At 45.3% G+C, this 21,539-nt stretch carries 23 protein-coding genes and 1 tRNA gene; 12 read left to right on the top strand and 12 right to left on the bottom strand.

The annotated features are described in order from the left end of the window. Positions 1-5: 5 nt before the first annotated feature. Positions 6-96, top strand: a tRNA-Ser gene (locus AACU59_RS14410). 137 nt (positions 97-233) lie between these two features. On the opposite strand, the gene AACU59_RS14405 is transcribed toward AACU59_RS14410, so the two are convergent. The 5 genes from AACU59_RS14405 to hemC all read right to left on the bottom strand — a co-directional run bounded on the left by AACU59_RS14405 (position 234) and on the right by hemC (position 4,792). Further along, a complete protein-coding gene (locus AACU59_RS14405) occupies positions 234-377 on the bottom strand; it encodes a hypothetical protein (protein WP_161437630.1) in 144 nt (47 codons plus the stop codon). A 365-nt stretch (positions 378-742) separates the two neighbouring features. Further along, positions 743-1,924 carry a heme biosynthesis protein HemY gene (locus tag AACU59_RS14400; RefSeq protein ID WP_094145554.1) on the bottom strand — a complete coding sequence of 394 codons (1,182 nt, stop codon included), beginning with the start codon at positions 1,922-1,924 and terminating at the stop codon, positions 743-745. Continuing rightward, positions 1,924-3,105 carry a uroporphyrinogen-III C-methyltransferase gene (locus tag AACU59_RS14395; protein WP_094145553.1) on the bottom strand — a complete coding sequence of 394 codons (1,182 nt, stop codon included), beginning with the start codon at positions 3,103-3,105 and terminating at the stop codon, positions 1,924-1,926. The genes AACU59_RS14400 and AACU59_RS14395 overlap by 1 nt, the downstream gene beginning before the upstream one ends. Next, positions 3,089-3,850 (bottom strand): uroporphyrinogen-III synthase, encoded by a 762-nt coding sequence (locus AACU59_RS14390; RefSeq protein WP_094145552.1) that lies wholly within the window; start codon positions 3,848-3,850, stop codon positions 3,089-3,091. Before AACU59_RS14390 ends, AACU59_RS14395 begins: the two co-directional genes overlap by 17 nt. 3 nt (positions 3,851-3,853) lie before the next feature. Further along, on the bottom strand, positions 3,854-4,792 hold the full coding sequence (gene hemC, locus AACU59_RS14385) for a hydroxymethylbilane synthase (protein WP_026028808.1): 939 nt from the start codon (positions 4,790-4,792) through the stop codon (positions 3,854-3,856). Between the two features lie 350 nt (positions 4,793-5,142). On the opposite strand from hemC, the gene AACU59_RS14380 reads away from it, so the two are divergent. Further along, complete coding sequence (locus tag AACU59_RS14380) at positions 5,143-7,671, top strand: class I adenylate cyclase (RefSeq protein ID WP_088728525.1); 2,529 nt, start codon at positions 5,143-5,145, stop codon at positions 7,669-7,671. Between the two features lie 44 nt (positions 7,672-7,715). Here AACU59_RS14380 and cyaY read toward each other — a convergent pair whose 3' ends face one another. Beyond that, positions 7,716-8,030, bottom strand: a complete 315-nt coding sequence (gene cyaY, locus AACU59_RS14375) for an iron donor protein CyaY (RefSeq protein ID WP_010319878.1) — start codon at positions 8,028-8,030, stop codon at positions 7,716-7,718. A 75-nt stretch (positions 8,031-8,105) separates the two neighbouring features. Here cyaY and lptM point away from each other — a divergent pair, with 75 nt between their 5' ends. The 6 genes from lptM to yigB are packed head-to-tail and all read left to right on the top strand — an operon-like array spanning position 8,106 to position 12,700. Further along, positions 8,106-8,225 (top strand): LPS translocon maturation chaperone LptM, encoded by a 120-nt coding sequence (gene lptM, locus AACU59_RS18195; protein WP_033197445.1) that lies wholly within the window; start codon positions 8,106-8,108, stop codon positions 8,223-8,225. Positions 8,226-8,254: 29 nt separating this feature from the next. Then, positions 8,255-9,508, top strand: coding sequence for a diaminopimelate decarboxylase (gene lysA / locus AACU59_RS14365; RefSeq protein ID WP_013855516.1), 1,254 nt, complete (start codon positions 8,255-8,257; stop codon positions 9,506-9,508). Between the two features lie 11 nt (positions 9,509-9,519). Continuing rightward, a complete protein-coding gene (gene dapF, locus AACU59_RS14360; protein WP_094144665.1) occupies positions 9,520-10,350 on the top strand; it encodes a diaminopimelate epimerase in 831 nt (276 codons plus the stop codon). Between the two features lie 24 nt (positions 10,351-10,374). Then, on the top strand, positions 10,375-11,079 hold the full coding sequence (locus AACU59_RS14355; protein WP_017044536.1) for a DUF484 family protein: 705 nt from the start codon (positions 10,375-10,377) through the stop codon (positions 11,077-11,079). After that, entirely contained in the window at positions 11,051-11,983 is a 933-nt protein-coding gene (gene xerC, locus AACU59_RS14350; protein WP_010319873.1) for a tyrosine recombinase XerC, read from the top strand. Before AACU59_RS14355 ends, xerC begins: the two co-directional genes overlap by 29 nt. Before the next feature lie 3 nt (positions 11,984-11,986). Then, positions 11,987-12,700 (top strand): 5-amino-6-(5-phospho-D-ribitylamino)uracil phosphatase YigB, encoded by a 714-nt coding sequence (gene yigB, locus AACU59_RS14345; RefSeq protein WP_094144664.1) that lies wholly within the window; start codon positions 11,987-11,989, stop codon positions 12,698-12,700. Here the strand turns inward: yigB and AACU59_RS14340 are convergent. The 4 genes from AACU59_RS14340 to AACU59_RS14325 form a co-directional block, all read right to left on the bottom strand. Further along, positions 12,686-13,291, bottom strand: coding sequence for a tRNA-uridine aminocarboxypropyltransferase (locus tag AACU59_RS14340; RefSeq protein WP_017042049.1), 606 nt, complete (start codon positions 13,289-13,291; stop codon positions 12,686-12,688). The two genes, yigB and AACU59_RS14340, sit on opposite strands and share 15 nt — an antisense overlap. Continuing rightward, a complete protein-coding gene (locus AACU59_RS14335) occupies positions 13,292-14,320 on the bottom strand; it encodes a COG3650 family protein (protein WP_094144663.1) in 1,029 nt (342 codons plus the stop codon). It abuts the gene before it with no gap. 189 nt (positions 14,321-14,509) lie between these two features. After that, the gene (locus AACU59_RS14330) at positions 14,510-15,337 is read right to left on the bottom strand and encodes a Cof-type HAD-IIB family hydrolase (RefSeq protein WP_013855511.1); all 828 of its coding nucleotides are present in this window, start codon (positions 15,335-15,337) and stop codon (positions 14,510-14,512) included. A gap of 150 nt (positions 15,338-15,487) precedes the next feature. Next, positions 15,488-16,486: an alpha/beta fold hydrolase gene (locus AACU59_RS14325; protein WP_094144662.1), complete on the bottom strand. Its 999-nt coding sequence runs from the start codon at positions 16,484-16,486 to the stop codon at positions 15,488-15,490. Between the two features lie 74 nt (positions 16,487-16,560). Between AACU59_RS14325 and rhtB the strand changes: the two genes are divergently transcribed. Beyond that, positions 16,561-17,178 (top strand): homoserine/homoserine lactone efflux protein, encoded by a 618-nt coding sequence (gene rhtB / locus AACU59_RS14320; RefSeq protein WP_026028289.1) that lies wholly within the window; start codon positions 16,561-16,563, stop codon positions 17,176-17,178. A gap of 36 nt (positions 17,179-17,214) precedes the next feature. Further along, positions 17,215-18,441: an EAL and HDOD domain-containing protein gene (locus tag AACU59_RS14315; RefSeq protein ID WP_013855508.1), complete on the top strand. Its 1,227-nt coding sequence runs from the start codon at positions 17,215-17,217 to the stop codon at positions 18,439-18,441. Positions 18,442-18,504: 63 nt separating this feature from the next. Here AACU59_RS14315 and AACU59_RS14310 read toward each other — a convergent pair whose 3' ends face one another. After that, positions 18,505-18,975: a Dps family protein gene (locus tag AACU59_RS14310; protein WP_013855507.1), complete on the bottom strand. Its 471-nt coding sequence runs from the start codon at positions 18,973-18,975 to the stop codon at positions 18,505-18,507. A 220-nt stretch (positions 18,976-19,195) separates the two neighbouring features. Here AACU59_RS14310 and AACU59_RS14305 point away from each other — a divergent pair, with 220 nt between their 5' ends. Next, entirely contained in the window at positions 19,196-20,209 is a 1,014-nt protein-coding gene (locus AACU59_RS14305) for an acyltransferase (RefSeq protein ID WP_094144661.1), read from the top strand. On the opposite strand, the gene AACU59_RS14300 is transcribed toward AACU59_RS14305, so the two are convergent. Beyond that, a complete protein-coding gene (locus AACU59_RS14300) occupies positions 20,206-20,535 on the bottom strand; it encodes a DUF2500 domain-containing protein (RefSeq protein ID WP_094144660.1) in 330 nt (109 codons plus the stop codon). The genes AACU59_RS14305 and AACU59_RS14300 overlap by 4 nt on opposite strands. 220 nt (positions 20,536-20,755) lie before the next feature. On the opposite strand from AACU59_RS14300, the gene AACU59_RS14295 reads away from it, so the two are divergent. Beyond that, a complete protein-coding gene (locus AACU59_RS14295) occupies positions 20,756-21,130 on the top strand; it encodes a DUF4145 domain-containing protein (protein ID WP_094144659.1) in 375 nt (124 codons plus the stop codon). Positions 21,131-21,539: the final 409 nt, after the last annotated feature.

The raw sequence follows: 21,539 nt of genomic DNA, 5'->3' as shown, positions 1-21,539 counted from the left end.
TTTGTGGAGAGATGGCTGAGTGGTTTAAAGCACCGGTCTTGAAAACCGGCGATGGTTAATAGCTATCCTAGGGTTCAAATCCCTATCTCTCCGCCACTTTTAAAGAAAAAACCGCTGTTTTTACAGCGGTTTTTTTCGTTTTATATCAACATGCCAATCTGGAAAATTAATAGCTTAATTCAATCTCTCGAACATATCTTGATCACCCTATCTGTACTTTCCAAAAATCGATTTTACACATTGAACACCTCGGACATAATGTCGCCGTGATCCGCAAAACTTTGTTGGTTAGCGTGAGCCAACTGCACACTTGCTCTATTGGATTTAGCACGGTGAGTAGGAGGAAACGTGATGACAGTAATATGACTAAACTGCACTTATATACCTACCAGCACCATTCATTATAACGACGGCCTCACCTATTCATTTTTAGGGGCATGCTGACCCAAGCCGACCCAAATAAATACGCATATTCAAATAGCTGTGGCTTCACAGTTCGAGGTTTTGTGCCGTGCTCGACCTTAAGTCAAATGGCATTTTGATCAAGAAATTATCCAAGAAATCCCAGGTATTCAAGCGGGTAATAGTAGAATTAGGATGGTTTTTGTTGGCTCGCCAGCGTTTTAAAATCGGTGCTATTAAGGCTATCCATCGTGATATTTAACAATAGCTAGATAGCCTTAATGAGATCGTACTTTTCTTTAATTGGTATAAGGTTATTTTTAGGTGCTTAGGTTACCATTTAAACATGCTCTATCATGGTCAGTGCCTTACGTGAGACTTCTGCGGCGGCTTTAGGGTAGTTTTGTTTTTCAAGGCTATCGGCAAGATAAGCGTAATCAGATACATTGGCACGGAGCGATAACGCTTTTTCCAAATGGCTTTGCGCCTCTGCCCATTTTTGCTCTTTCATATACAATTGAGCCAGTGCGCTGTGTGCTTCGGCGTTACCACTATCCTTACTAATGGCTTCTTGTAACAATAAAATTGCTGGGTATCTATCTGGTAAATTGAGCTCTGCCAATAATGAATACAGTGCTGGCATTGGGTGTTTTTTCAATGTTTCTTTAATGACGGTAAATGCTTGCGAGTCTGCTTTTCGTTGAATCAACTGTTCGATGAAGCATTGAGTTAAAATGACGTCGTTTTTAGTTTTCCTTGGGAGCTTGTCCCAATGATTGATTAAGCCTTCGCTACCTTGTTGCTGGACCACGTTTTTTAGTAAACCGTATTGTGCTTTTTGGTTCAGTTGTTGGCTCTCGTCCGCATTGATCTGTTTTGCTTTTTGGAGCTTAGGTAAAAGCTCAAGCAGCGGTTGCCACTGTTCTAGGTGCACGTATGTTGTCTTGAGTAAGTTGAGCACGATGGTGTTATTCGGATGAGTGGCTTGTAATGCTGATAGAGTGCTTAGCGCCAGCTCAAACTCTTCTTCTCGTACTTGCTGCTTGGCACGAGTTAATTCAACGGCTAGGCCTGCATTACTTTGTTGACTAGCGAGATCTAAATAATAATCTCGTTTTGCTCTGTTACCCATTCCCTGCGCGGCTTCCGATGCAACAAGATAGCAGAGCAGCGGCATATCATGGTGGTTCGCCCAGCGAGTGACTTTCTTTTCTGCCTGCTTCCAGTCTCCCTCTAGAAGTTTAATGATACCTTCATTGGTATAACGGCGAGAGCGCTTTAACTTACGTACGCTGAACCAGTTTAATGTGTTTGAACTGGCGTAGAATGCTTTTTTGAGGAGATATTCTAAGCTAAATAATCCAGAGAGGAGTGCAATCACAAAGATCACTAAGGTGGTTACGCTCATCTCTATTGTTCTATTAGCTATAGAGATAAGAACATAACCTTGCTGGCCAGCATATTGGGTTCCGACAAATAAACCGGCCCCTAATACTACAAAAAGAAAGATGACTCTAAACATTACTTATCCTCCGTAACGCTCATTGGAGAGACTTCACGGCGTAGGCGTTCAGTGATGACATCAGCGAGTTCGTGCTGAGTTTCAAGTTTAACTGGATATTGCACTTGTATATTTTGTTTACTGAGCTGCAATAGCGCGTGATTAAACTGCTGCACACTCTGATCATCGGAATTAAAGAAGCTGGCTGACCATTTATCTGCTGTGCTCAGTGCCGTTGTATAAATTTCTTGCTGTTCTGCGTATACGGCTTTAATAGCGGTTTCTAATTTTGCTTTGAGATTTTCTTTTAGATAGAAGTGCTGTTCGGGTGACAGTAGCGGAATGGCATTACTGTCTCGAGTGCGGAAGGTAATGAAGTTCTCCGAGAAGTCTTTCAATGAGTTAACGAGATTATTTTGCCAGTCGTTAATATTTTCGGAAACTTGGGGCGCTGATTGCTGCTGAGTTTCAGGCAACATGGCATTGGCCAGCGGTAGAGTGTCAACTTGTTGTTGTAAGGTTGTTAAGCGTAACACTAGCCCTTCACGATCAATCAATGGGATGATTTTGAGCTGAGTAATGTCACGCGCCATGGCTTTGCGTAGCGGCACTAAGCTTGGGTCATTCAATTCAGCAATACGCTGATCAGCGCTTTCCATTAGCTTGGTCGCGCTGACGATGTCATGTTCTAGAAAAAGTTTACGGCCTGCTAGTTTCACTAAGTAGTCAGCTTCTGCTAGTAGCCAGTCGTTGGGACGGCGGCCTTTGATATCAGCTATCGCCAGTTGCAAGCTGTCGATACTTTTTTGCTGTTGATTCAAGGCTACGTCAGTTTTGTGAGTGAGTTGGTCCGCTTTGGTTTGTGTTTCCTGCTTTATTTGATTGATTTCAGCCGCGAGCTGACTTTGGGTTTGTGTTAATTGAGTCTGCAATGCGTTGATTTTGGCTTGGTAAACAGCGTCTTTTTGCTGCATTTGATAGGCTATACCACCACTGAAAATGATGGATAGGCTAATTGCAATAACAGAAAGTTTGATGCTGCGCTTTGCTCGTTTATCACTCTTTTCTTCAGGCTGAGGCGTGGGATCCTGCACGTAACTTTTTGGTGAATCAAGGTTATCCGTTGCGTCTTTTTCTGTAACCAGAGGAGGTGTGGCTGCTTTTTCAGGTTCAATATGCGGGTTATTATTTTTGCTTGTCATGCTTAGAGTCCTGTCTAGATTGGCTAATACTAGCCGCGAGTTCTGTATTGGAGGCGCTTCCCACGTTCGTGACGCACCCAAATCCCATGTGCAGCGCCTCTTGTCGAATTCGCTCGCTTGGGACAAAAAGAGCTAAATTTAGCAGCCAGAGTCGTTGTGAATCAGAGAATTGATCCATCATAAAATTGAGTTGACCTGAGCTGGTGACAACTAACTGAGTGACTTGCTGTTGCTGCCACAGAGATATCGATTCAGCGGCACAGAAGGTGATCGTATCGCGTCGATACACTTCCTTATACACCACATCAGCACCACGCTCGATTAAGCTGTCGTGGATGAGCTCACGTCCGCCATTACCACGTAAAATCATCACCTTAAGGCCCGATATTGATTGCAACTGCGGTAGGGCAAGCAGGTGTTCACTGTCACTTATCTGCGGATAGTGTACTTTTTGTTGGCTTAATTTGCTGAAAACATGTGCGGTTTTTTGACCAACGGCAAGGTATCTGGCGTCATTTGGCCAAAAATATCGGTGATCTTGCAAAAATTGATGACTGAACGTCACCGCGTTTTGGCTAACCGCAATAATAATGTCGCATTGCTGAAGTTCTGGGAGTAAATACGGGAGATCGACTCCCGCATTAATCTGAATCAACGGATGGTGAACGGAGCGGATACCGAGATCCGCTAATTGTTGGCAAAGTTCAATCCCTTGATTTTCGGGGCGAGTGACCAACACCGTCATGCGTTATTCGTGCTCGCAGTAGAGTTTGGACAGAATATCTCGCGCTCCATCATTGAGCAATTGATGGGCAAGCGTGATTCCTAGTTGCTCGGCATCGGAGCGGTGGCCGCGAATCTCACCTTGCACAATCTTAGAACCATCAGGCTCACCGACTAATGCTCTTAACCAAATATGATCACCATCGAGCAATGCGTAGCTACCGATAGGTACTTGGCAACCGCCTTCTAATGTTAGGTTCATGGCTCGTTCACATTTCACGCGATCGGCCGTGTCAGAATGGTTGAGTGGCGCAAGCAATGCTCTTAAACGTTCGTCATCTAAACGGCATTCAATCCCGACTGCACCTTGCCCTACTGCAGGAAGCGATTGTTCTGGTTCAATAATGCTGCGAATGCGATCTTCAAGCTTCAAACGTTTTAAACCTGCTGCGGCGAGAATAATCGCATCGTATTCACCTGCATCGAGTTTTCCAAGACGAGTACCGACATTGCCACGCAATTCTTTAATCACAAGGTCTGGTCGATATGCTTTGAGTTGGCATTGGCGACGTAGGCTGCAGGTGCCGACGATGGCACCTTGAGGCAGTTGTTCAATGCTTTGATAGGTGTTTGAAACGAAAGCATCACGTGGATCTTCGCGTTCACAAATCGTCACTAGTCCAAGCCCTTGAGGGAAATCGACGGGAACATCTTTCATTGAATGCACTGCCAAATCGGCACGGCCTTCAAGCATAGCGACTTCCAACTCTTTGACAAAAAGCCCCTTACCACCCACTTTAGCTAAAGGCGTATCTAAAATGACGTCGCCTTTGGTTACCATGGTCACTAATTCCACTTCTAGGCCAGGATGAGCCGCTTGCAGCGCATCTTTAACATAATAAGCTTGCCAAAGGGCGAGCGGGCTTTTACGTGTGGCGATTCGAATGGGTGTTGCGTGAGTCATGATAATCCCGAGTGTAGGTAATGGATGGTTTAATCCTATCATTCCCGCTATGAAAGGTTTACTACTAGATCGTAGCTGTGAAGGATTGATGAAGAGATAGCATAAATTGGTCAAAATTGTGTGATTTATATCTCGTTTATATAATGAGCTATTACGACAAAGTGTAAATAGCTACGACACTATAGCCAAGGTCATTGGAGTGCATTGTAGGCATGCTCTGCCTGAGTGTGATATGCATCGAGAGGGCTTTACCAAATGGAAAGAAAATGTTAGATTGATCACGTTTTTTTGGTGCTTTAGAATAAAATATAATCAAAGCGCGTGTTAATGTTTCAACCAAGGAATCAACCTTGCAGGCTTACACCAAGACGTTAATTCAACGATTAGACAATCTCAACCAGCAACGTACCGAGCGTGCGCTGGCGCTTATGGATTTGCAAAGTCAACGTGTATTTCATTTCATTCCTGCATTACTGCACTTCAATCACCCGATTATTCCCGGCTACTACGATGCAAAAGTCCCTTATGGTGTCTATGGTTTTGAGCCTAACGACATCCAACGTCAGCTGGTTGAAGATACAGAACTCACCTTAGGTCAACCCTTACCGACTGCAGACACCCCCGCTATTCTTGCTCTGTATACCATGGGCAGCACCTCGTCGATTGGTCAAAGCACCTCGAGTGACTTAGATATTTGGGTATGTGTAGCATCGAGTATGAGCTGTGATGAGCGGGAAAGCTTAAGCAACAAATGTTTGTTGATCACTGATTGGGCAAAGAGCCAAGGGGTGGAAGCCAACTTTTTCTTGATGGATGAGCTACGTTTTCGCAGTAATCATTCTGAGCAGATGACAGGCGAAAACTGCGGTTCATCGCAGCATCTTCTGCTATTAGACGAGTTCTATCGTTCTGCTGTTCGGTTGGCAGGTAAGCGTTTACTGTGGCAAATCGTGCCTCCTGAAATGGAAGAGTGCTACGACGAATACGTGCACGAATTGTGCAGCAATGATTACATTAATTGCAGTGAATGGATCGATTTTGGTAAGTTGAACCGCATTCCTGCTGAAGAGTATTTCGGCGCAAACCTTTGGCAGCTTTATAAAAGCATCGACTCGCCTTACAAGTCAGTGTTAAAAGCGATTCTGCTTGAGGCGTATTCGTGGGAGTACCCACACACGCAATTATTAAGCATTGATACTAAACGACGGTTTTTTACTCATGAACCTGATTTGTACAGTATGGATGCTTACTATTTAATGCTTGAAAAAGTGACGCGTTACCTTGAACGCATTGGTGATTCTGCCCGTCTTGATCTGGTGCGTCGTTGTTTCTATCTCAAAACGCATGAAAAGTTATCCCGTGAACCAAGCTTAGGCTCAGTGGCATGGCGTCGAGAAGCATTAAGCCACATGATTCAGCAGTGGAATTGGTCGGAATCTGTTGTTCAAGAATTAGACAACCGCCGTAATTGGAAAGTCGAACAAGTTAAAGTCGTCCACCATGCGTTGTTAGATGCGTTAATGCTGAGCTATCGAAACCTGATCCAGTTTGCGCGTCGTAATGACATCACCTCGGCCATTAGCCCACAAGATATATCAATCCTCGCGCGTAAGTTGTATGCGGTGTTTGAGGTGTTGCCGGGTAAAGTCACGCTACTGAATCCACAAATTTCGCCAGATCTGCACGAGCCGGATCTCTCGTTCATTCAAGTTCGAGAAGGGCGAACCAATAAAGCGGGCTGGTATCTGTATAAACAGCCTCTGGTTGCCCATCGTATGATTGGCCAACCTTTCCTTGAGCATAATGAATACCTCAGTAAGCTGGTCTCTTGGGCCTTCTTTAATGGTTTGATCACGGAATCAACTCATTTGCACTCAGTAGTACGTGACGCACAGTTGGATATTGATAAGTTCTATCAAATGGTTAGCGATTTGCGTAATACCTTCTCGTTGCGTAAGCGGCGGCCGACCATGCAGGCCTTAGCGAGCCCTTGTGAAATCAGCCAACTGGCGATGTTCATCAACTTTGAAAATGATCCTACCGCGGAATTAAGCGGTAAATCGCTCAAAATTGATTTGAAAAATATAGATATTTTCAGTTTCGGATCTGAGCAAAAAAGCTTAGTCGGTAGTGTCGATTTAGTGTATCGCAACTCGTGGCATGAAGTACGGACTCTCCATTTTACTGGCGAAACGGCGATGCTCGACGCGTTGAAAACCGTGCTTGGCAAAATGCACCAAGATGCGCTACCGCCAGAGTCTGTCGATGTATTTTGTTACAGCAAAAGTCTGCGTGGCGTGATGCGCAACATGGTGTACCAGTTGCTGGCGGAATGTATCGATTTGCGTTTGAAACCGGTAGAGCAAGAGAAACGTCGCCGTTTTAAAGCGTTACGCATTGGCGATCAAATGTATGGTCTGTTTTTTGAACGGCGAGGGGTTTCGGTACAGAAGTTGGAAAATTCGGTAGATTTTTACCGCAGTATTTCAACCAACAAATTGAAAGGTTCACCGCTGTTAATGCTCGATCGCGATCAAGATTATCAACTGCCGGAAATCGTCGATGGTTTTGCTAGTGAAGGCTTAGTGCAGTTTTTCTTTGAAGATACTGATAAAGGCTTCAACATTTATGTGTTGGATGAGTCGAACCAAATTGAAGTCTATCACCAGTTCAGCGGCGAAAAAGATGAGATGATCACTAACGTCAACAGCTTTTATACCTCAGTGCGCGACGGTAACCCACTCTCCGCTAAACTTATTAACTTCAATCTGCCGCAGTATTATCAAATCGTCCACCCAGAAGAAGGGGAAAGCTATATTGTCCCTTATCGTAACGATTCCGCGCTCTATTCTCGTCCTTCAAAAGCGGTCAACGCTTAGTTCGGTAGCGCCAAGTCACACATCTGTCACTTGGCGTTGTTGCTTTACACCCAGTCGATCGTTTCGCCAGCGTGTTTTTCACATTCTTGTTTCACCATCGCAATCAATTCCAGCCCTGTTTTTGAACAAATCCAGTTTTGGTCGATCAGTTTGAAATGGAAACCGCCTGACTTTGATGCCAGCCAAATTTCATGCATTGGCTCTTGGCGGTTAATAATAATTTGGCTGCGGTCATCAAATTCTAACGTCATCACATTGCCTGAGGTCTCGTAATCAATGTCGGCACCTGCGTCGTCTATCGCTTGTTCAATGATTTCTAGCTGCTCATCGACAAGTTGGTGAAATTCAGTATCGTTCATCCTGTCTATCCTATTGCTTTTCCTGATTGTGGTGCGATTATAGGGGGCATTGACTCAATAATCACGACATGCAAAATGAAAAAATCAATCGCTGCACTTTTTATGTTGTCACTCCTTGCTCTCGCAGGGTGTGGTCAAACCGGGCCGTTATACATGCCAGCAGAGCCTGAGCAGAGTGAACAACCTCAGCCATAGTCATTGATTTAGCTTAAAGGAAACTAATTTTGGATTACTTCAATTATCAGGACGATGGTCAGCTTTGGGCTGAAAATGTCGCATTAACAGAGTTGGCTGAGCAATACGGCACGCCTTTGTATGTCTATTCTCGCGCTACTTTAGAGCGTCACTGGCATGCTTTTGATAAGTCGGTAGGCGAACACCCTCATCTGGTATGTTATGCGGTGAAGGCTAACTCAAACTTAGGCGTATTAAACACGTTGGCGCGTTTAGGGTCAGGTTTTGATATTGTTTCGGCAGGAGAGCTAGAGCGTGTTGTGGTGGCGGGTGGTGACCCGGCGAAAGTGGTATTTTCTGGCGTCGGTAAAACGGAAGCTGAAATGAAACGCGCGTTGGAGCTCAAGATTAAATGCTTTAACGTTGAATCCGAGCCTGAATTAGCACGTTTAAATAAAGTGGCTGGCGAGCTGGGTGTCAAAGCACCGATTTCACTGCGCATCAACCCTGATGTGGATGCACAAACCCACCCTTATATTTCAACCGGTTTGCGTGACAATAAGTTTGGTATTGCTTTTGACCGTGCACTGGATGTTTATCGCTTGGCACAAAGCCTAGAGAATCTCAGCATTCACGGTATTGATTGCCACATTGGCTCTCAACTGACCGCTATTGCCCCTTTTATTGATGCAACCGATCGCTTACTTGCGTTAATTGATCAGCTTAAAGAGGAAGGGATCACCATTAAACATTTGGATGTTGGTGGTGGTTTAGGCGTGGTGTATCGCGATGAGTTACCCCCGCAGCCTTCCGATTATGCCAAAGCCTTGTTGGCGCGTTTGAGTAACCATCAAGATCTCGAACTGATTTTTGAACCGGGACGTGCTATTGCGGCTAACGCGGGCGTGTTGTTGACGAAAGTAGAGTTTCTCAAACATACCGAACACAAAAACTTTGCCATTATTGATGCGGCGATGAACGATTTGATGCGTCCAGCGCTTTATCAAGCTTGGCAAGATATTGTTCCTGTTGTGCCGCGCCAAGGTGAAGCGCTAACCTATGACTTGGTTGGGCCTATTTGTGAAACCGGTGACTTCTTGGGTAAAGATCGTTCATTGGTCTTGGATGAGGGAGATCTACTGGCGGTTCGCTCAGCAGGAGCTTACGGTTTTGTGATGTCTTCGAACTATAATACACGTACTCGCGTGGCGGAAGTGATGGTGGATGGTGCACAAACCCACCTTGTTCGTCAGCGTGAAGCACTATCGAGCCTATGGGCATTAGAGCGTATTCTGCCGGAGTAAATTGAAGCATTATGCATTTCCATTTTTCTAAAATGCACGGTTTGGGTAATGACTTCATGGTCGTTGATTGCATTACACAAAACGTCTTCTTCTCCCCTGATTTGATCCGCCGCTTGGCGGATCGTCATACTGGCGTGGGGTTTGATCAGCTATTAGTGGTTGAAGCGCCGTATGATCCGGAAAGTGATTTTCACTACCGTATTTTTAATGCCGATGGCAGCGAAGTCGAACAGTGTGGCAACGGCGCACGTTGCTTTGCTCGCTTTGTGCGGATGAAAGGGCTGACCAATAAGTACAGCATCGGAGTCACGACTAAAAAAGGCAAAATGGTTTTAAATGTTGAAGAGGATGATCAAATCACCGTCAACATGGGCATACCAGAATTTGAGCCTAATAAGATTCCATTTCGAGCCAAACAGGCAGAGAAAACCTACATCATGCGCGTTGAAGAGAAAACCTTGTTCTGCGGCGCGGTGAGCATGGGCAATCCGCATGTGGTGACAGTGGTGGAGGATGTGACAACCGCTGAGGTTGAAATTTGGGGTCCACTGCTTGAATCTCATGAGCGTTTTCCAGAGCGTGTTAACGCAGGCTTCATGCAAGTGCTGAATCGCAATGAAGTGAAGCTACGTGTTTATGAACGTGGCGCGGGTGAAACTCAAGCGTGTGGCAGTGGTGCGTGTGGCGCGGTTGCCGTTGGTATTCTTCAAGGGTTATTGGCGGAAGAGGTGACAGTACACTTACCTGGTGGCTCGTTAGAGATCCACTGGCAAGGGCCGGGTAAGCCACTCTATATGACAGGCCCTGCGACTCATGTGTTTGATGGTCAAGTCTCTTGTTAGGGTTAAGTAAGATAAGGAATCGTTTTGTCACACGTTGAAGCGGATGCACTCACAGCCGAAGTTGTGGCTGAATATTTACGAGATCACCCAGATTTTTTCCTCCAGCGTTCAGAGCTGGTTGACAGGCTCTCCTTGCCGCACCATCAACAAGGTGCGGTCTCTTTAGTGCATGTACAACTGAATCGTCAGCGTCAGCGAATTGAAGAGTTAGAGGAAGAGATCACAGCCTTTATGTCATTAGCGGCCAATAATGACCGCACTTTCCACGAATTTATGGATCTGCAAGAGCAGATCTTAAAATGTCATTCAATGCCGCAAGTATGCAAGGCAATAGAAAACAAAGCGCAAACCTTAGGTTTGGTAGCGTATATTCGTTTACTGGCCTCGCCTGAAACCGATTATCAATTGACCCAAGAGCAATGGCAGCGTTTTTCAACTAACCATTTTAATGGCAAAAATGCTTATTTAGGGCGTATGAAAAAGTTGGATCGCCAAGCGTTATTTGGTGAACAAACCGCTGCGCCAGAAATGGGTTCGTATGTGGTGCTACCATTAGGTAAGCGCTCATCACAAGGCGTGTTAGCGTTTGCAAGTGAAGATGGCGGCCATTTTCAACCGAGCATGGATACCCTCTTTTTACGTCATTTGGCGTTAGTTCTCTCTCATTTAATTGAGACTCTACCTTGGCAACCGATTGAGCATGACCGAATCAGCCACACCTCTGCCTAACGGCTTACAGCAGCCCTTAACTCGCTTCTATGAATATCTGCGGAGCGAGAAAGGGTTGAGCTTGCACACCCAACGCAATTACAAACAACAGCTGGAAACCATGGCGCAGCATTTGGTGCAGATGGGGCTGAATCAATGGCAACAAGTCGATGCCGCTTGGGTGCGACAGCTGGCGAGCAAAGGGATGCGTGAAGGGATGAAAGCCAGCAGTTTAGCGACGCGTCTCTCTTCATTGCGCAGTTTTTTTGATTTCTTGATCTTGCGTGGTGAATTGACAGCTAACCCGGCCAAAGGCGTTGCAGCACCGCGTAAAAAACGCCCGTTACCGAAAAACTTAGATGTGGATGAAGTCGCACAACTACTCGAAGTCAAGGATGATGATCCGCTGTCAGTGCGCGATCGAGCCATGATGGAATTGATGTATGGTGCTGGGTTGCGTTTAGCTGAGCTCGTCAGCATTAACGTAAAAGACCTGAGCTTTAGCCGCGGCGAGATTCGAGTGGTGGGTAAAGGGGATAAAGAACGTAAGGTGCCTTTTGCTGGCCAAGCCAAAGAATGGGTGGCGCATTGGTTGAAAATACGGACGCAGTTTGCGAACGCTGATGAGCAAAGCTTGTTTGTTTCAAAGCTGGGTGTGCGTATTTCGCATCGCAACGTACAAAAACGCATGGCCGAGTGGGGGCAAAAGCAGGCGGTGGCTAGCCATATTAGCCCACATAAACTGCGCCACTCTTTTGCGACTCACATGCTTGAATCGAGCAATAATTTACGTGCTGTGCAAGAGTTGCTGGGTCATGAGAATATTTCGACGACGCAAATTTATACTCATTTGGACTTTCAACATCTTGCGCAGGCCTATGACCAAGCGCACCCAAGAGCACGTAAAAAGAAACAGAGCGAGTAACGCATGCACTTTTATCGCAATATCGGCCCCATTAAAGCGATGAGCTTTGATTTGGACGACACGTTGTATGACAACCATCCAGTGATCCGTCATGTTGAGCAGCAAATGGTCGTGTGGCTGCATACTCATCATCCGCTTTCCGCGACGCGTCCGATAAGTTGGTGGCAGCAACTTAAACAGCAACTGGCGCTGCAAGAGCCACTGCTCGGTCATGATGTCACTCAGTGGCGATTTAAGCAGATAGAACAAGGCTTAATTCAATTAGGCTATTCGCCGCAACTTGCTTTACAGGCTGCGCAGAATGCCATTGAAGAAGTGTTGCGGTTACGTCACTTAATCACGGTGCCAGAGAAGACGCACCGCGTGATGACCGAACTGGCAAAGCGCATGCCGTTAGTAGCGATTACCAACGGCAATGTTGACCCGCACAAAATTGGCTTGGGGCATTATTTTCAACAAATTTTTAAAGCGGGTCCCGATGGCTTGGCTAAGCCGTATCCGGATCTTTTTGACAAAGCGCAGGCTGCATTACAGTTACCTGCAGCCTCGATTTTACACGTTGGTGATCATCTGATAACCGATGTGCAAGGCGCAAAATGCAATGGTTTCCAAGCCTGTTGGTATAACGATCAAGGCCAAACCTTGCTCGCCAGTCGTCAGGCCAAAGTGTTGCCTGATATTGAAATCCATCAACTGGATTCATTACTGCAGCTTTAGGGCGTGACCGCTTTTATCCGCTTGAAAAGCCTTGAGATAGTAAGTGAAAAACGCGCGTAACTCTCTCGCATTATTTGGTTCTCCGAGAGAGTTGAGCAGCTCAACGCCCACTTCTAACGTGCATAAATGGCCAGCATCTTGATTTCGCCTTAATCCATACTGAGAGATTTGATTTGGGGTGAGGTGTAGCTGCGGTAAATCGGATAACCAAGGGCTCTTATTGAGCATCTTCTTGGCTTCTTGCCATGTCCCATCCAGGATAATAAACACGATTTCTTGAGTGTCAGACGTTGAGAGAGATTGGTATTCGGTGAGCGATTGACTGCGCGTCGAAGGGAAAATAACCACAGCGTTTAACTTCTCATCCAGAATTCTCTTTTGTAATGATTTCGCCGTAGAGACTCGGTCCCAGATGTACACAGAGGAATTGGGCAAGCTACGCAGCAGCAGCTTGCCAGTATTGGTCGCTCGATGCGGTTCATTTTCATGCATTAGTAGTGCAATGCGCAGTTGGCTATCCAGTGTTGGTTGCAGTGAACAGAGGCATTGATAGCTAAAATGGCAAACTGGGCAAGGGCACGGTCTGGTCACTTATGGTGTCTCGATATTTTCAGAAAATAACGTTAAACCGCCATTGGCGATAGGGTAGAGAACATCGCCCACCTTCTCTTTTTCTGCTTTCAGTTGGTAACCAGTGCGAGTAAAGATACGTTCAGAAAGCAGATATTGTTGCTGGTGGCGCGTCATGACAACTTGGATCTGATTTAGGTTTAATGGTTGCCAAAACCCCTTTTCAACGGTCGATGGCTGACCATCGTTGTAGTCATAATGAGTGCTAGCGGTATGATCCGCATTCAGTTGCAAACGAATCGTGAAATCCCTATTTTGGCTCGAAGTAGCATGATAAGCCCCAACCCATGGAAGCGTCGCATCACTATTACCTAAGGTGGCACACCCCTGATAGCTTTTCTCACCGACCTTCAAGGTGGAACTCCAGCCGTACAGCGAGTCACTCATCCCGTCACTGCACATTTTTTGTGTGAGGAGCAGCGAACCTTGATTTATTTGGTACTCACGCTTGGTTTCAGATAGCTGACTTTTTGTGATAGCGAATGTTTGAGTTTCACCGCTGATGGTTTGAAAGTTAAGGTTTTTCCCTTCAAAGTGAATGGACCATGACGGTTCGTTGCCAAAAGCGCGTGTCGATTTGAGTGGTTGATTGCAGCGTTTAGGATTTTCAGCACTGAGCATATTGATGCTGGTCACGTTGAAACGTGCGCTGGAATCGGCATCGAAGCCTGTGCGGCTTGGCGCTGATAAAGTACCGATGAGCTCACCATACAAAGGCTGATAGGGCGAGCGAGCCAAACTCAAGGCTTGCTGAGTCTGCTGTGGTGTCAGTGCTAGCCAATATTGTTGATTGCTACCACAAGGTGTAAAGGTTTGCGCCTCATGACCTACAACGACTTCTCCACGCATAATAAAGGATTGCGCTTTGATTGAGCTGGGTTTATCCAAACTCGCCATCGGTACGGCTGGTGGCAGTGATGCGTTGTGTGTCGTACAGGCTTGCAGCATTAATGTGGTCAATAACAGCGCGGAACAGTGAAGCACTTTCATAACAGACTCTTTTTGGGCAATGCAACGAGGCTAGATTATGGCACAAAGGCGCTGGCAAATTGAACTGATGGGTGTGAATTTAACAACCCGCGGACAAGTATCAGAGATAAATCGCAAAGCCGTTATGAACAAAAAAACAGCGCTCAAATGGCGCTGTTTTTTGTGCCCGTTCGTTACTGCAGGCTGCTGTTACAATAAATGTTCACGCAAATAGTGAGCCACGGCGTCTTCTGCATTGCTACCAATCACTGTGTTATTCGGCAGTGCATTGAACACTTTTTGATGCGATGTGCCCATCACCAAGCCTTTACCAGCCATCGACAGCATTTCCACATCGTTCATACCATCGCCAAACGCAATACAGTTATCTAGGGTCAGGTTTAATGATTCTGCAACGGCTTTGAGCGCATCCCCTTTCGACACTTCTGCTGCCATCACTTCCAAGCACCAAGGTGTTGAGAAGGCGACGTTCAGTTTGTCGCCAAAAATATCGTTTAAGCGTTCTTCAAACTGAGCTAATAACTCATGATCTTGCGCTGGGTGGGTGAAGAATATTTTGGCGACGCCCTCGGTAGGTGCGTTATTGACATCAAATACTTGGTAGCTAAAGCCGGATTCTTCGTGGAAATCACGCAGCGTTTCATCTTCTTTATTCAATAACCACGATTCATCTTGATAGATGTGAACAAAAATATCAGGGTTTTGCTTAAACACGTCAATGACTGGCTGTACCAATTCTTGCGGTACATTTTTACTGTACATCAGGTTGTCATGTTGATCGTGAACGCGCGCGCCATTGGAAGTAATCATGTAGGCTGGAATGCCCGCTAACTGGCGAATACCCGCCACATCAACGTGATGGCGACCGGTAGCGAAGATGAAAGTAAAGCCTTTTTGGTGAAGTGCTTGTAACGTTTGCTTGGTGAATTCGCTCAATTGGTGGTTTGGCGCAAGTAGTGTACCGTCGAGATCGGACGCCACGATATGAATCGCGTGCTCTTTACATTCGGTGGTCATAAAACCCTCATTATCATGGTCGATTTGGTTTGCAGATCGCAGATGGTGGAGAAACTTTGGTGTGGCTTAGTTTACGCCATCTTAAAGAGGAAAAAGAGGGTAAAACTCTCAATTGAAATTTCCTCTATTTGCTCAGTTCTAACATCGTGATTAAACCGTGTTCTCAAGAGATTGGAATTGCTTAAATAGCTCATCAAGTGCTTGGTTTCGATAGCAATCCTTTTCAAAAAAGAGCTCATGCTTTGCTCCTTCAATGATGACCAGCTTGCTAGATGGATTGGTTTTCGCCAGCTTAGTGACAAAGCGGATTTGATCCGCATTACTGACAATCTCATCCTGCCCTGCTTGCAAGATGAGTGTTGGTAACTTCACTTGACGAGTCATCAGTTGGCACAGCTTCGCTGCCATTAGCCCTTGCCATACCCAGCGCGTGCTAGGGCCGCCGACTTGCAATTCGGGTTTGCGTTGGTACAGGTCTCGAAACCATTGGTAACGCACTTGACTTTGACTTAATGGGTTAATCTCAAAAGGCTTTGCAGAATAGGCTTGATAGCCTGGCGCATAGGTTGGTTTGCTATACATCGCCGTCAGCACTTGGCTCAGTGTCATGGCGATAGGACGTAATTGCCATGGCATGTTGACACCAAACATTGGCGCGCTGAGCACCATAGCCGCAAATGGGTGTTGAGGGTATGTTTGTACATACCGGGTCGCAATGGCACCGCCCATCGAGTGGGCGACGAGAAAACGTTGTGCATAATGGCTTAAGTCAAAGTGCTCAATGACACGCTGCATGTCTAAAATGTAGTCATCAAATTCACCGATATGGCCGATTTGTGGATCGTCGATTAATCGATCAGAAAGCCCTTGGCCACGGTGATCAAAAGAATAAATATCATAACCTTGTTGGAAAAAATCATAAAATAGCTCCTGATATTTCCAGCAAGATTCAATTCGTCCGTTAACGACGAAGATCGCCTTTGAGTGTTGAGGCGAGGTAAGTTTGCACCAATAAAGTTTTGTTTTATCAGCAGATTTGATAAAACCTTCTTCTCTGGAGTGCCAGAAATCGGCAATCGTGGTATTGATCACTTGCTCAAAGAAAGACTCTTGAGTATAAGGTGGGGAGTTTGGACTCGTCTGATTCATAGATTATTCTTATTGGACAGATTCGAGGAATAGTTCATTTTTAGGCTAGATTAGTCTAGTTGAGAGGAATTGCAATGGATACTCATGTTTGGCTTGCCTATGTGGTGACCGCGATACTGTTTAGTTTGGCGCCGGGTTCAGGTACGGTCAATTCCATCAGCAATGGCCTTAGCTACGGTACACGTAAATCACTAGCCGCGATTGTGGGTTTACAATTGGGTTTGGCTTTTCACATCATGTTGGTGGGAGCCGGAATTGGTGCCTTAGTGGCACAATCAGCCATGGCATTTAGTGTGATTAAGTGGGTTGGTGCTGCGTATCTGGTGTGGTTAGGTGTTCAAAAATGGCGTGATCGTTCAAGTATGATGACCAATGCAACGGCTCAAATGCAAACGAGTTGGTCTTTATTGCGTCGAGCGGTGTTGATCAACCTGACAAATCCTAAATCCATCGTCTTTCTGGTGGCGCTTTTTCCACAATTTATTGACCCAACCCAAGATCAGTTCATTCAATTGTTGGTGTTAGGCGTGACCACGGTAACCATTGATTCGATTGTGATGCTTGGTTACACCTCCTTAGCCGCACGAATGGGGCGCTTTATTCGTTCAGAGAGTGTCATGAGTAAGATTAACCGAGTATTTGGCTCGATGTTTATTGGTTGTGGAGCGCTACTGGCAGTGGCGAAGTCCTAAGATGGCTATGTCTCAATTATTAGTTGTTAATCACTAATGCATTATTCTTATGTCGCACGACAACCGATCTTAAATGCCAAGCAGCATACGCTTGGCTATGAATTGCTCTTTCGTGATGGGGAAAAAAACGCGTTTCCAGCGCACATTGAGTCGAATCGAGCCACGTATCGCTTGATCGTCGAAAACTTTCTTGCGGTGGGGATCAATCCTAATATTCCCAAATCACGTTGTTTTATTAATTTTCCCTACAAGAGTTTAATTCGCCGTCTGCCTTTAACGTTGCCGCGAGAACAAATTGTGGTGGAAGTGCTCGAAACCTGTGAGCCGACGGATGAACTGCTTGAGGCGATTAAAGAGTTGTATCGGCGTGGCTATCTGGTGGCGCTGGATGACTTTGTGTATGCGCCAGAATGGGAACGCTTTCTGAGTTATGTGCACATCGTCAAGCTCGATATTATGGCGCTGGGCTTAGATCACGCTTGCGAGTTTGTACGTCAGCGTTTAGCGGAAGGCAGTAAGCGTCGTTATTTAGCGGAACGAGTTGAAACGGATCACCAGTTCACCGTGACACGTAATGCCGGTTTTAGCTTTTTCCAAGGTTATTTCTTTAGTAAACCAGAAATGATCAAGCAGCGTTATGTTGGACCAGAGCAGATTATCGCCTTAGAGCTTTTTCGAGAAGTTTGTAAGCCAAATGCTGATTTTGAACGTATTGAATACATTGTCGCGCAAGATGTAGCGCTCTCATACAAGTTGCTCAGATTCGTCAACACTATGTCTGATCGCTTATCCGTGCCGATTTCCTCTTTTCGTCAAGCCTTGGTCTATCTTGGTCAAGATAAACTCAAAACCTTTGTATCACTAGCTGTTGCTTCATTTGTCTCAGCTAAAAAGCCGAAAGAGTTGTATAACCTCTCTTTGCAACGTGCTCAATTTTGCCAATTAATGTCTGGGCATCCTTCATTTCGTCAACATCGCGAGCAAGCTTTTTTAATTGGTCTTTTTTCTGTGTTAGATGCCTTACTGGATATTTCAATTGAAGAGCTGGTTGCGCAGTTACCCTTGTGTGACGTGGTCAAACTAGCATTGCAAAAGCGTGAAGGACCCATTGGCGAGCTGTTGGCACTTGAGGAGTGTTTTGAGCAAGCGGACTGGCAAGGAGTGGAAAGCCATTGTGATCTGCTAGGGCTTGAATTAAATCAAGTCAGTGATGAGCTTTCGGCGGCGCAGCGCTGGAGTCAAGATATTCATCGTTTGCTGTAATAAATTTCGTGCGAATATAAAAACCGCCGTCATGAGCGACGGCGGTTTGCCCAAACTTAGGGTTTATTGCAGCCAAGCATTCAGCATCCATACCAGTTTCTCTTGTTCGCGGATGTAGTCACTCATCAGTGCTGAAGTGCCTTCATCTCCCGCCTGCGTCGCAATTTCAAGAATTTCTCGTTGCTGGTGGATCAATACACTGAATCCCTTAACCAATCCTTGCATGGTTTCTTGACCATTAGTTGCGTTAGTGTGTTCTGACACTTGTGCTGTTGCTAAATAGGCGCTGAAGCTATGCAACGGTTGATAACCTAAAGTCAAAACTCGTTCCGCTAACTCATCAATTTTGACCTGTATGTCAGTGTAAATCTCTTCAAATTTTGCGTGCAGTTCAAAGAACTCTTTTCCTTTGATATTCCAATGGTAACCACGAGTATTCATATAAAACACTTGGTAGTTAGCCAATAATTGGTTTAACGCTTGTGCAAGTTGTTGGCTTTGGTTGGTATCTAAACCGATCAAATTTGTTGTCATGTGTTCACCTCGTTGTCATGGATAAGTGATTTCTCTTGTTAAGCATTAGATTGCACCTTGAAGTGAACAAAATAAATTCGTTTTGATTGATTTATTCGATAGGTATTAGCTATTAATTATAATGGCATTAGTGATCCTTTACCGATAACTGACTTGCGGATTACATAGCCAACTATTTCAACTTTATAGTAGAAACCTTAAAACACTGTGGATAGGCACTATGACCAAACGAGTTATTTTTTTTGATTTATTGCGCTGTTTGGCGGCTGTAGCGGTGATCGGTATTCATGTGTTGGCCCCCTATCGGCAGCAACTCGGCGATATTCCTTTTGAGCAGTGGGTGGTTGCGGTTGGCATCAATAGTGTAGGCCGTTGGGCTGTGCCAGTCTTTATATTGATCACTGGAGCCTTAATGCTCAGTGATCGTCGCCCTTTTGATGCGCGTTATTATGTTCAGCGACGTCTTGGCAAAGTTTTGCTGCCATTTATCGTTTGGTCGCTCTTCTATGCTTATTTGTCCGGCTGGAGTGCGAATGGATTTGATGGGCAAGTTGCAAAGGCGGTGCTGAGTAACAGTACGCACCACGCAACGTATTACCATTTAGGTTTTTTTTATTACTTTATCCCACTTTATTTTGTGATCCCTTTTCTACAACTGCTAGTCCGAAGAGTTGATGATAAAGCGCTGTACGCATTAGTTGCCGTGTGGCTGCTGACGACCACCTTATTTTTATGCGGTATTGATGGCCCTTGGAGCAATGAGCTATGGCTGTTTGCTGGTTATTTACCGTTGGGTTACTTGCTCTATCAGAAGGTGCCACTCAACCGAGTAACGCTATGTATGGCGATTCTGCTTGGCTGTCTGGCACTATTGACGACGGTATGGATGGTGGTCAGCCACAGTGTCGCAGCGGGTGAGTATACGATTGGTCGCTGGCTCTCTTATAAAACACTGAACGTTGTGTTAGCCGCCAGCATGATATTTATAGTGTGTCGATATTTTGCTGAGAGATTGCCCGCTCGTGCTAAGCAAGTCGTAAGTGTGATAAGCCAGCACAGCTTAGGCATCTATTTATTACATCCCATCTTTCTATGGCCTGTAAAAGAGTATGGGTGGGATCAAGGGAATCCCGCATGGGTGATCCCGTTATGGATTCTCGTAAGCGGCGCAGGATCACTGGCGGTGAGTATATGGGTTGCTCGCTCTACAAAAACACGTTGGTTATTACCTTAACGCTTGAGTGCAAAGTGTAGAAACTTGTGTCCGCAATAAGTCAGCATTCCTTGGTCGCCTGGGTTAAGTGCATGGTAATAATGCACGCCGACTTGAAATTCCCGCTTTGGGCCAAGTTTGCCTTTTTGGACGTAAATCCAAAACTCCTGATCTTCTTCCCCAGAGCGAGCATGAGGGATGACGATGGCTTGCTTGTCGATAATCGTGACATTAGCAGTGCGTTCGGGGGCGTTTTCGCCTTGCACATGGCGACGATAGAAATAACTAAATACCCAAATAGCAGAGATAACTAACAAAGCGACAACGATAAGTAATGAAAGCGGCATGGTGAACTCCTTAGCGATGAAGGCGACATTTTAGCGTGCAACATATGGCAAAGGAGTGTTGCTTGCTACTAAAGCGTGAGTTTGATTGGTTTGACGGTTTTTTTTCCGGCGGATATCACATTTCCTCGGCAGGTTAGCGAGCAAAAATGCTCAACTATCTCGTGGGGAAGTATGATAAAAATAGATGGAGCGCCACCAGAGTTGGCACAGGAGGGCGATAATGTCAGATATTGAGAAAGTGGTTTTGCGAACGCGTCGATTGGAAAGCTTGTTGAGAGAGCAATATCACGCTGAGGGGAAGGGGTTACATCAATTGGTGACTAGCTGTGAAGAGCGTTTACCACATGATGTGGTGGGCAAGCTGAGGTTCATTGCCACTATTCGTAACAAAGTTGTGCATGAAGATAACTATCAGTTAGAAGATCGCAAAGCATTTCTTCGTGTGTGTGATGAATGTGAGAAGGAGCTGACTCCGCGCAGCGGTCGTTTTATTTGGCGCGTAGCCATTTCATTAATGACCTTAATCACGTTAGCGGCGCTTCTTTTTTACTATCTTCATTGGGAAGCCCTATCGAAACACGTCACAATTCCATAAATGGTATTAGGTCGTTTTACTCAATCGTTAGATAAAAAAAGAGGACACGAAAGTGTCCTCTTTTTTTATTGGGAATTAGATACTTAGTACATCATTGGCAGTGTCATTAGGCCTACGATAACCGCGATCATTACAAGTCCCTGTTTTTGAGATGAAGAAATCATAACACTGCTCCTTTATTCTGTGGTTTCATTCTATGAATATGAGAATAGCACTACTTTGTTTAGTTGATCAACCTCAATTTGATGAAGTATCCAAAATAACACCTTAACATCATCATATTCAGGGAATATTGGCAATGTTTAGTGCTTGTTTTGGTGTGTTTATATAATGTTCTTCTTGGTGTTGTTTTAATCTGTATTTATTTAATTCGTTGAACTTGTTTAATTTTATTAGGTTAATGTGATGT

The organism is Vibrio sp. V23_P3S9T160, assembly GCF_963886625.1.
Classification (GTDB): domain Bacteria; phylum Pseudomonadota; class Gammaproteobacteria; order Enterobacterales; family Vibrionaceae; genus Vibrio; species Vibrio anguillarum.
Note: the sequence above shows the minus strand (reverse complement) of the source record. Positions and strands in the feature narration are given on the sequence as shown.

What these genes read in the sequence shown, in the direction of transcription:
- AACU59_RS14400 (WP_094145554.1), bottom strand. Translation starts at nt 1,924, where the DNA reads ATGTTTAGAGTCATCTTTCTTTTTGTAGTATTAGGGGCCGGTTTATTT.
- AACU59_RS14395 (WP_094145553.1), bottom strand. Translation starts at nt 3,105, where the DNA reads ATGACAAGCAAAAATAATAACCCGCATATTGAACCTGAAAAAGCAGCC.
- AACU59_RS14390 (WP_094145552.1), bottom strand. Translation starts at nt 3,850, where the DNA reads ATGACGGTGTTGGTCACTCGCCCCGAAAATCAAGGGATTGAACTTTGC.
- hemC (WP_026028808.1), bottom strand. Translation starts at nt 4,792, where the DNA reads ATGACTCACGCAACACCCATTCGAATCGCCACACGTAAAAGCCCGCTC.
- cyaY (WP_010319878.1), bottom strand. Translation starts at nt 8,030, where the DNA reads ATGAACGATACTGAATTTCACCAACTTGTCGATGAGCAGCTAGAAATC.
- lptM (WP_033197445.1), top strand. Translation starts at nt 8,106, where the DNA reads ATGAAAAAATCAATCGCTGCACTTTTTATGTTGTCACTCCTTGCTCTC.
- dapF (WP_094144665.1), top strand. Translation starts at nt 9,520, where the DNA reads ATGCATTTCCATTTTTCTAAAATGCACGGTTTGGGTAATGACTTCATG.
- xerC (WP_010319873.1), top strand. Translation starts at nt 11,051, where the DNA reads ATGACCGAATCAGCCACACCTCTGCCTAACGGCTTACAGCAGCCCTTA.
- yigB (WP_094144664.1), top strand. Translation starts at nt 11,987, where the DNA reads ATGCACTTTTATCGCAATATCGGCCCCATTAAAGCGATGAGCTTTGAT.
- AACU59_RS14335 (WP_094144663.1), bottom strand. Translation starts at nt 14,320, where the DNA reads ATGAAAGTGCTTCACTGTTCCGCGCTGTTATTGACCACATTAATGCTG.
- AACU59_RS14330 (WP_013855511.1), bottom strand. Translation starts at nt 15,337, where the DNA reads ATGACCACCGAATGTAAAGAGCACGCGATTCATATCGTGGCGTCCGAT.
- AACU59_RS14325 (WP_094144662.1), bottom strand. Translation starts at nt 16,486, where the DNA reads ATGAATCAGACGAGTCCAAACTCCCCACCTTATACTCAAGAGTCTTTC.
- rhtB (WP_026028289.1), top strand. Translation starts at nt 16,561, where the DNA reads ATGGATACTCATGTTTGGCTTGCCTATGTGGTGACCGCGATACTGTTT.
- AACU59_RS14315 (WP_013855508.1), top strand. Translation starts at nt 17,215, where the DNA reads ATGCATTATTCTTATGTCGCACGACAACCGATCTTAAATGCCAAGCAG.
- AACU59_RS14310 (WP_013855507.1), bottom strand. Translation starts at nt 18,975, where the DNA reads ATGACAACAAATTTGATCGGTTTAGATACCAACCAAAGCCAACAACTT.
- AACU59_RS14305 (WP_094144661.1), top strand. Translation starts at nt 19,196, where the DNA reads ATGACCAAACGAGTTATTTTTTTTGATTTATTGCGCTGTTTGGCGGCT.
- AACU59_RS14300 (WP_094144660.1), bottom strand. Translation starts at nt 20,535, where the DNA reads ATGCCGCTTTCATTACTTATCGTTGTCGCTTTGTTAGTTATCTCTGCT.
- AACU59_RS14295 (WP_094144659.1), top strand. Translation starts at nt 20,756, where the DNA reads ATGTCAGATATTGAGAAAGTGGTTTTGCGAACGCGTCGATTGGAAAGC.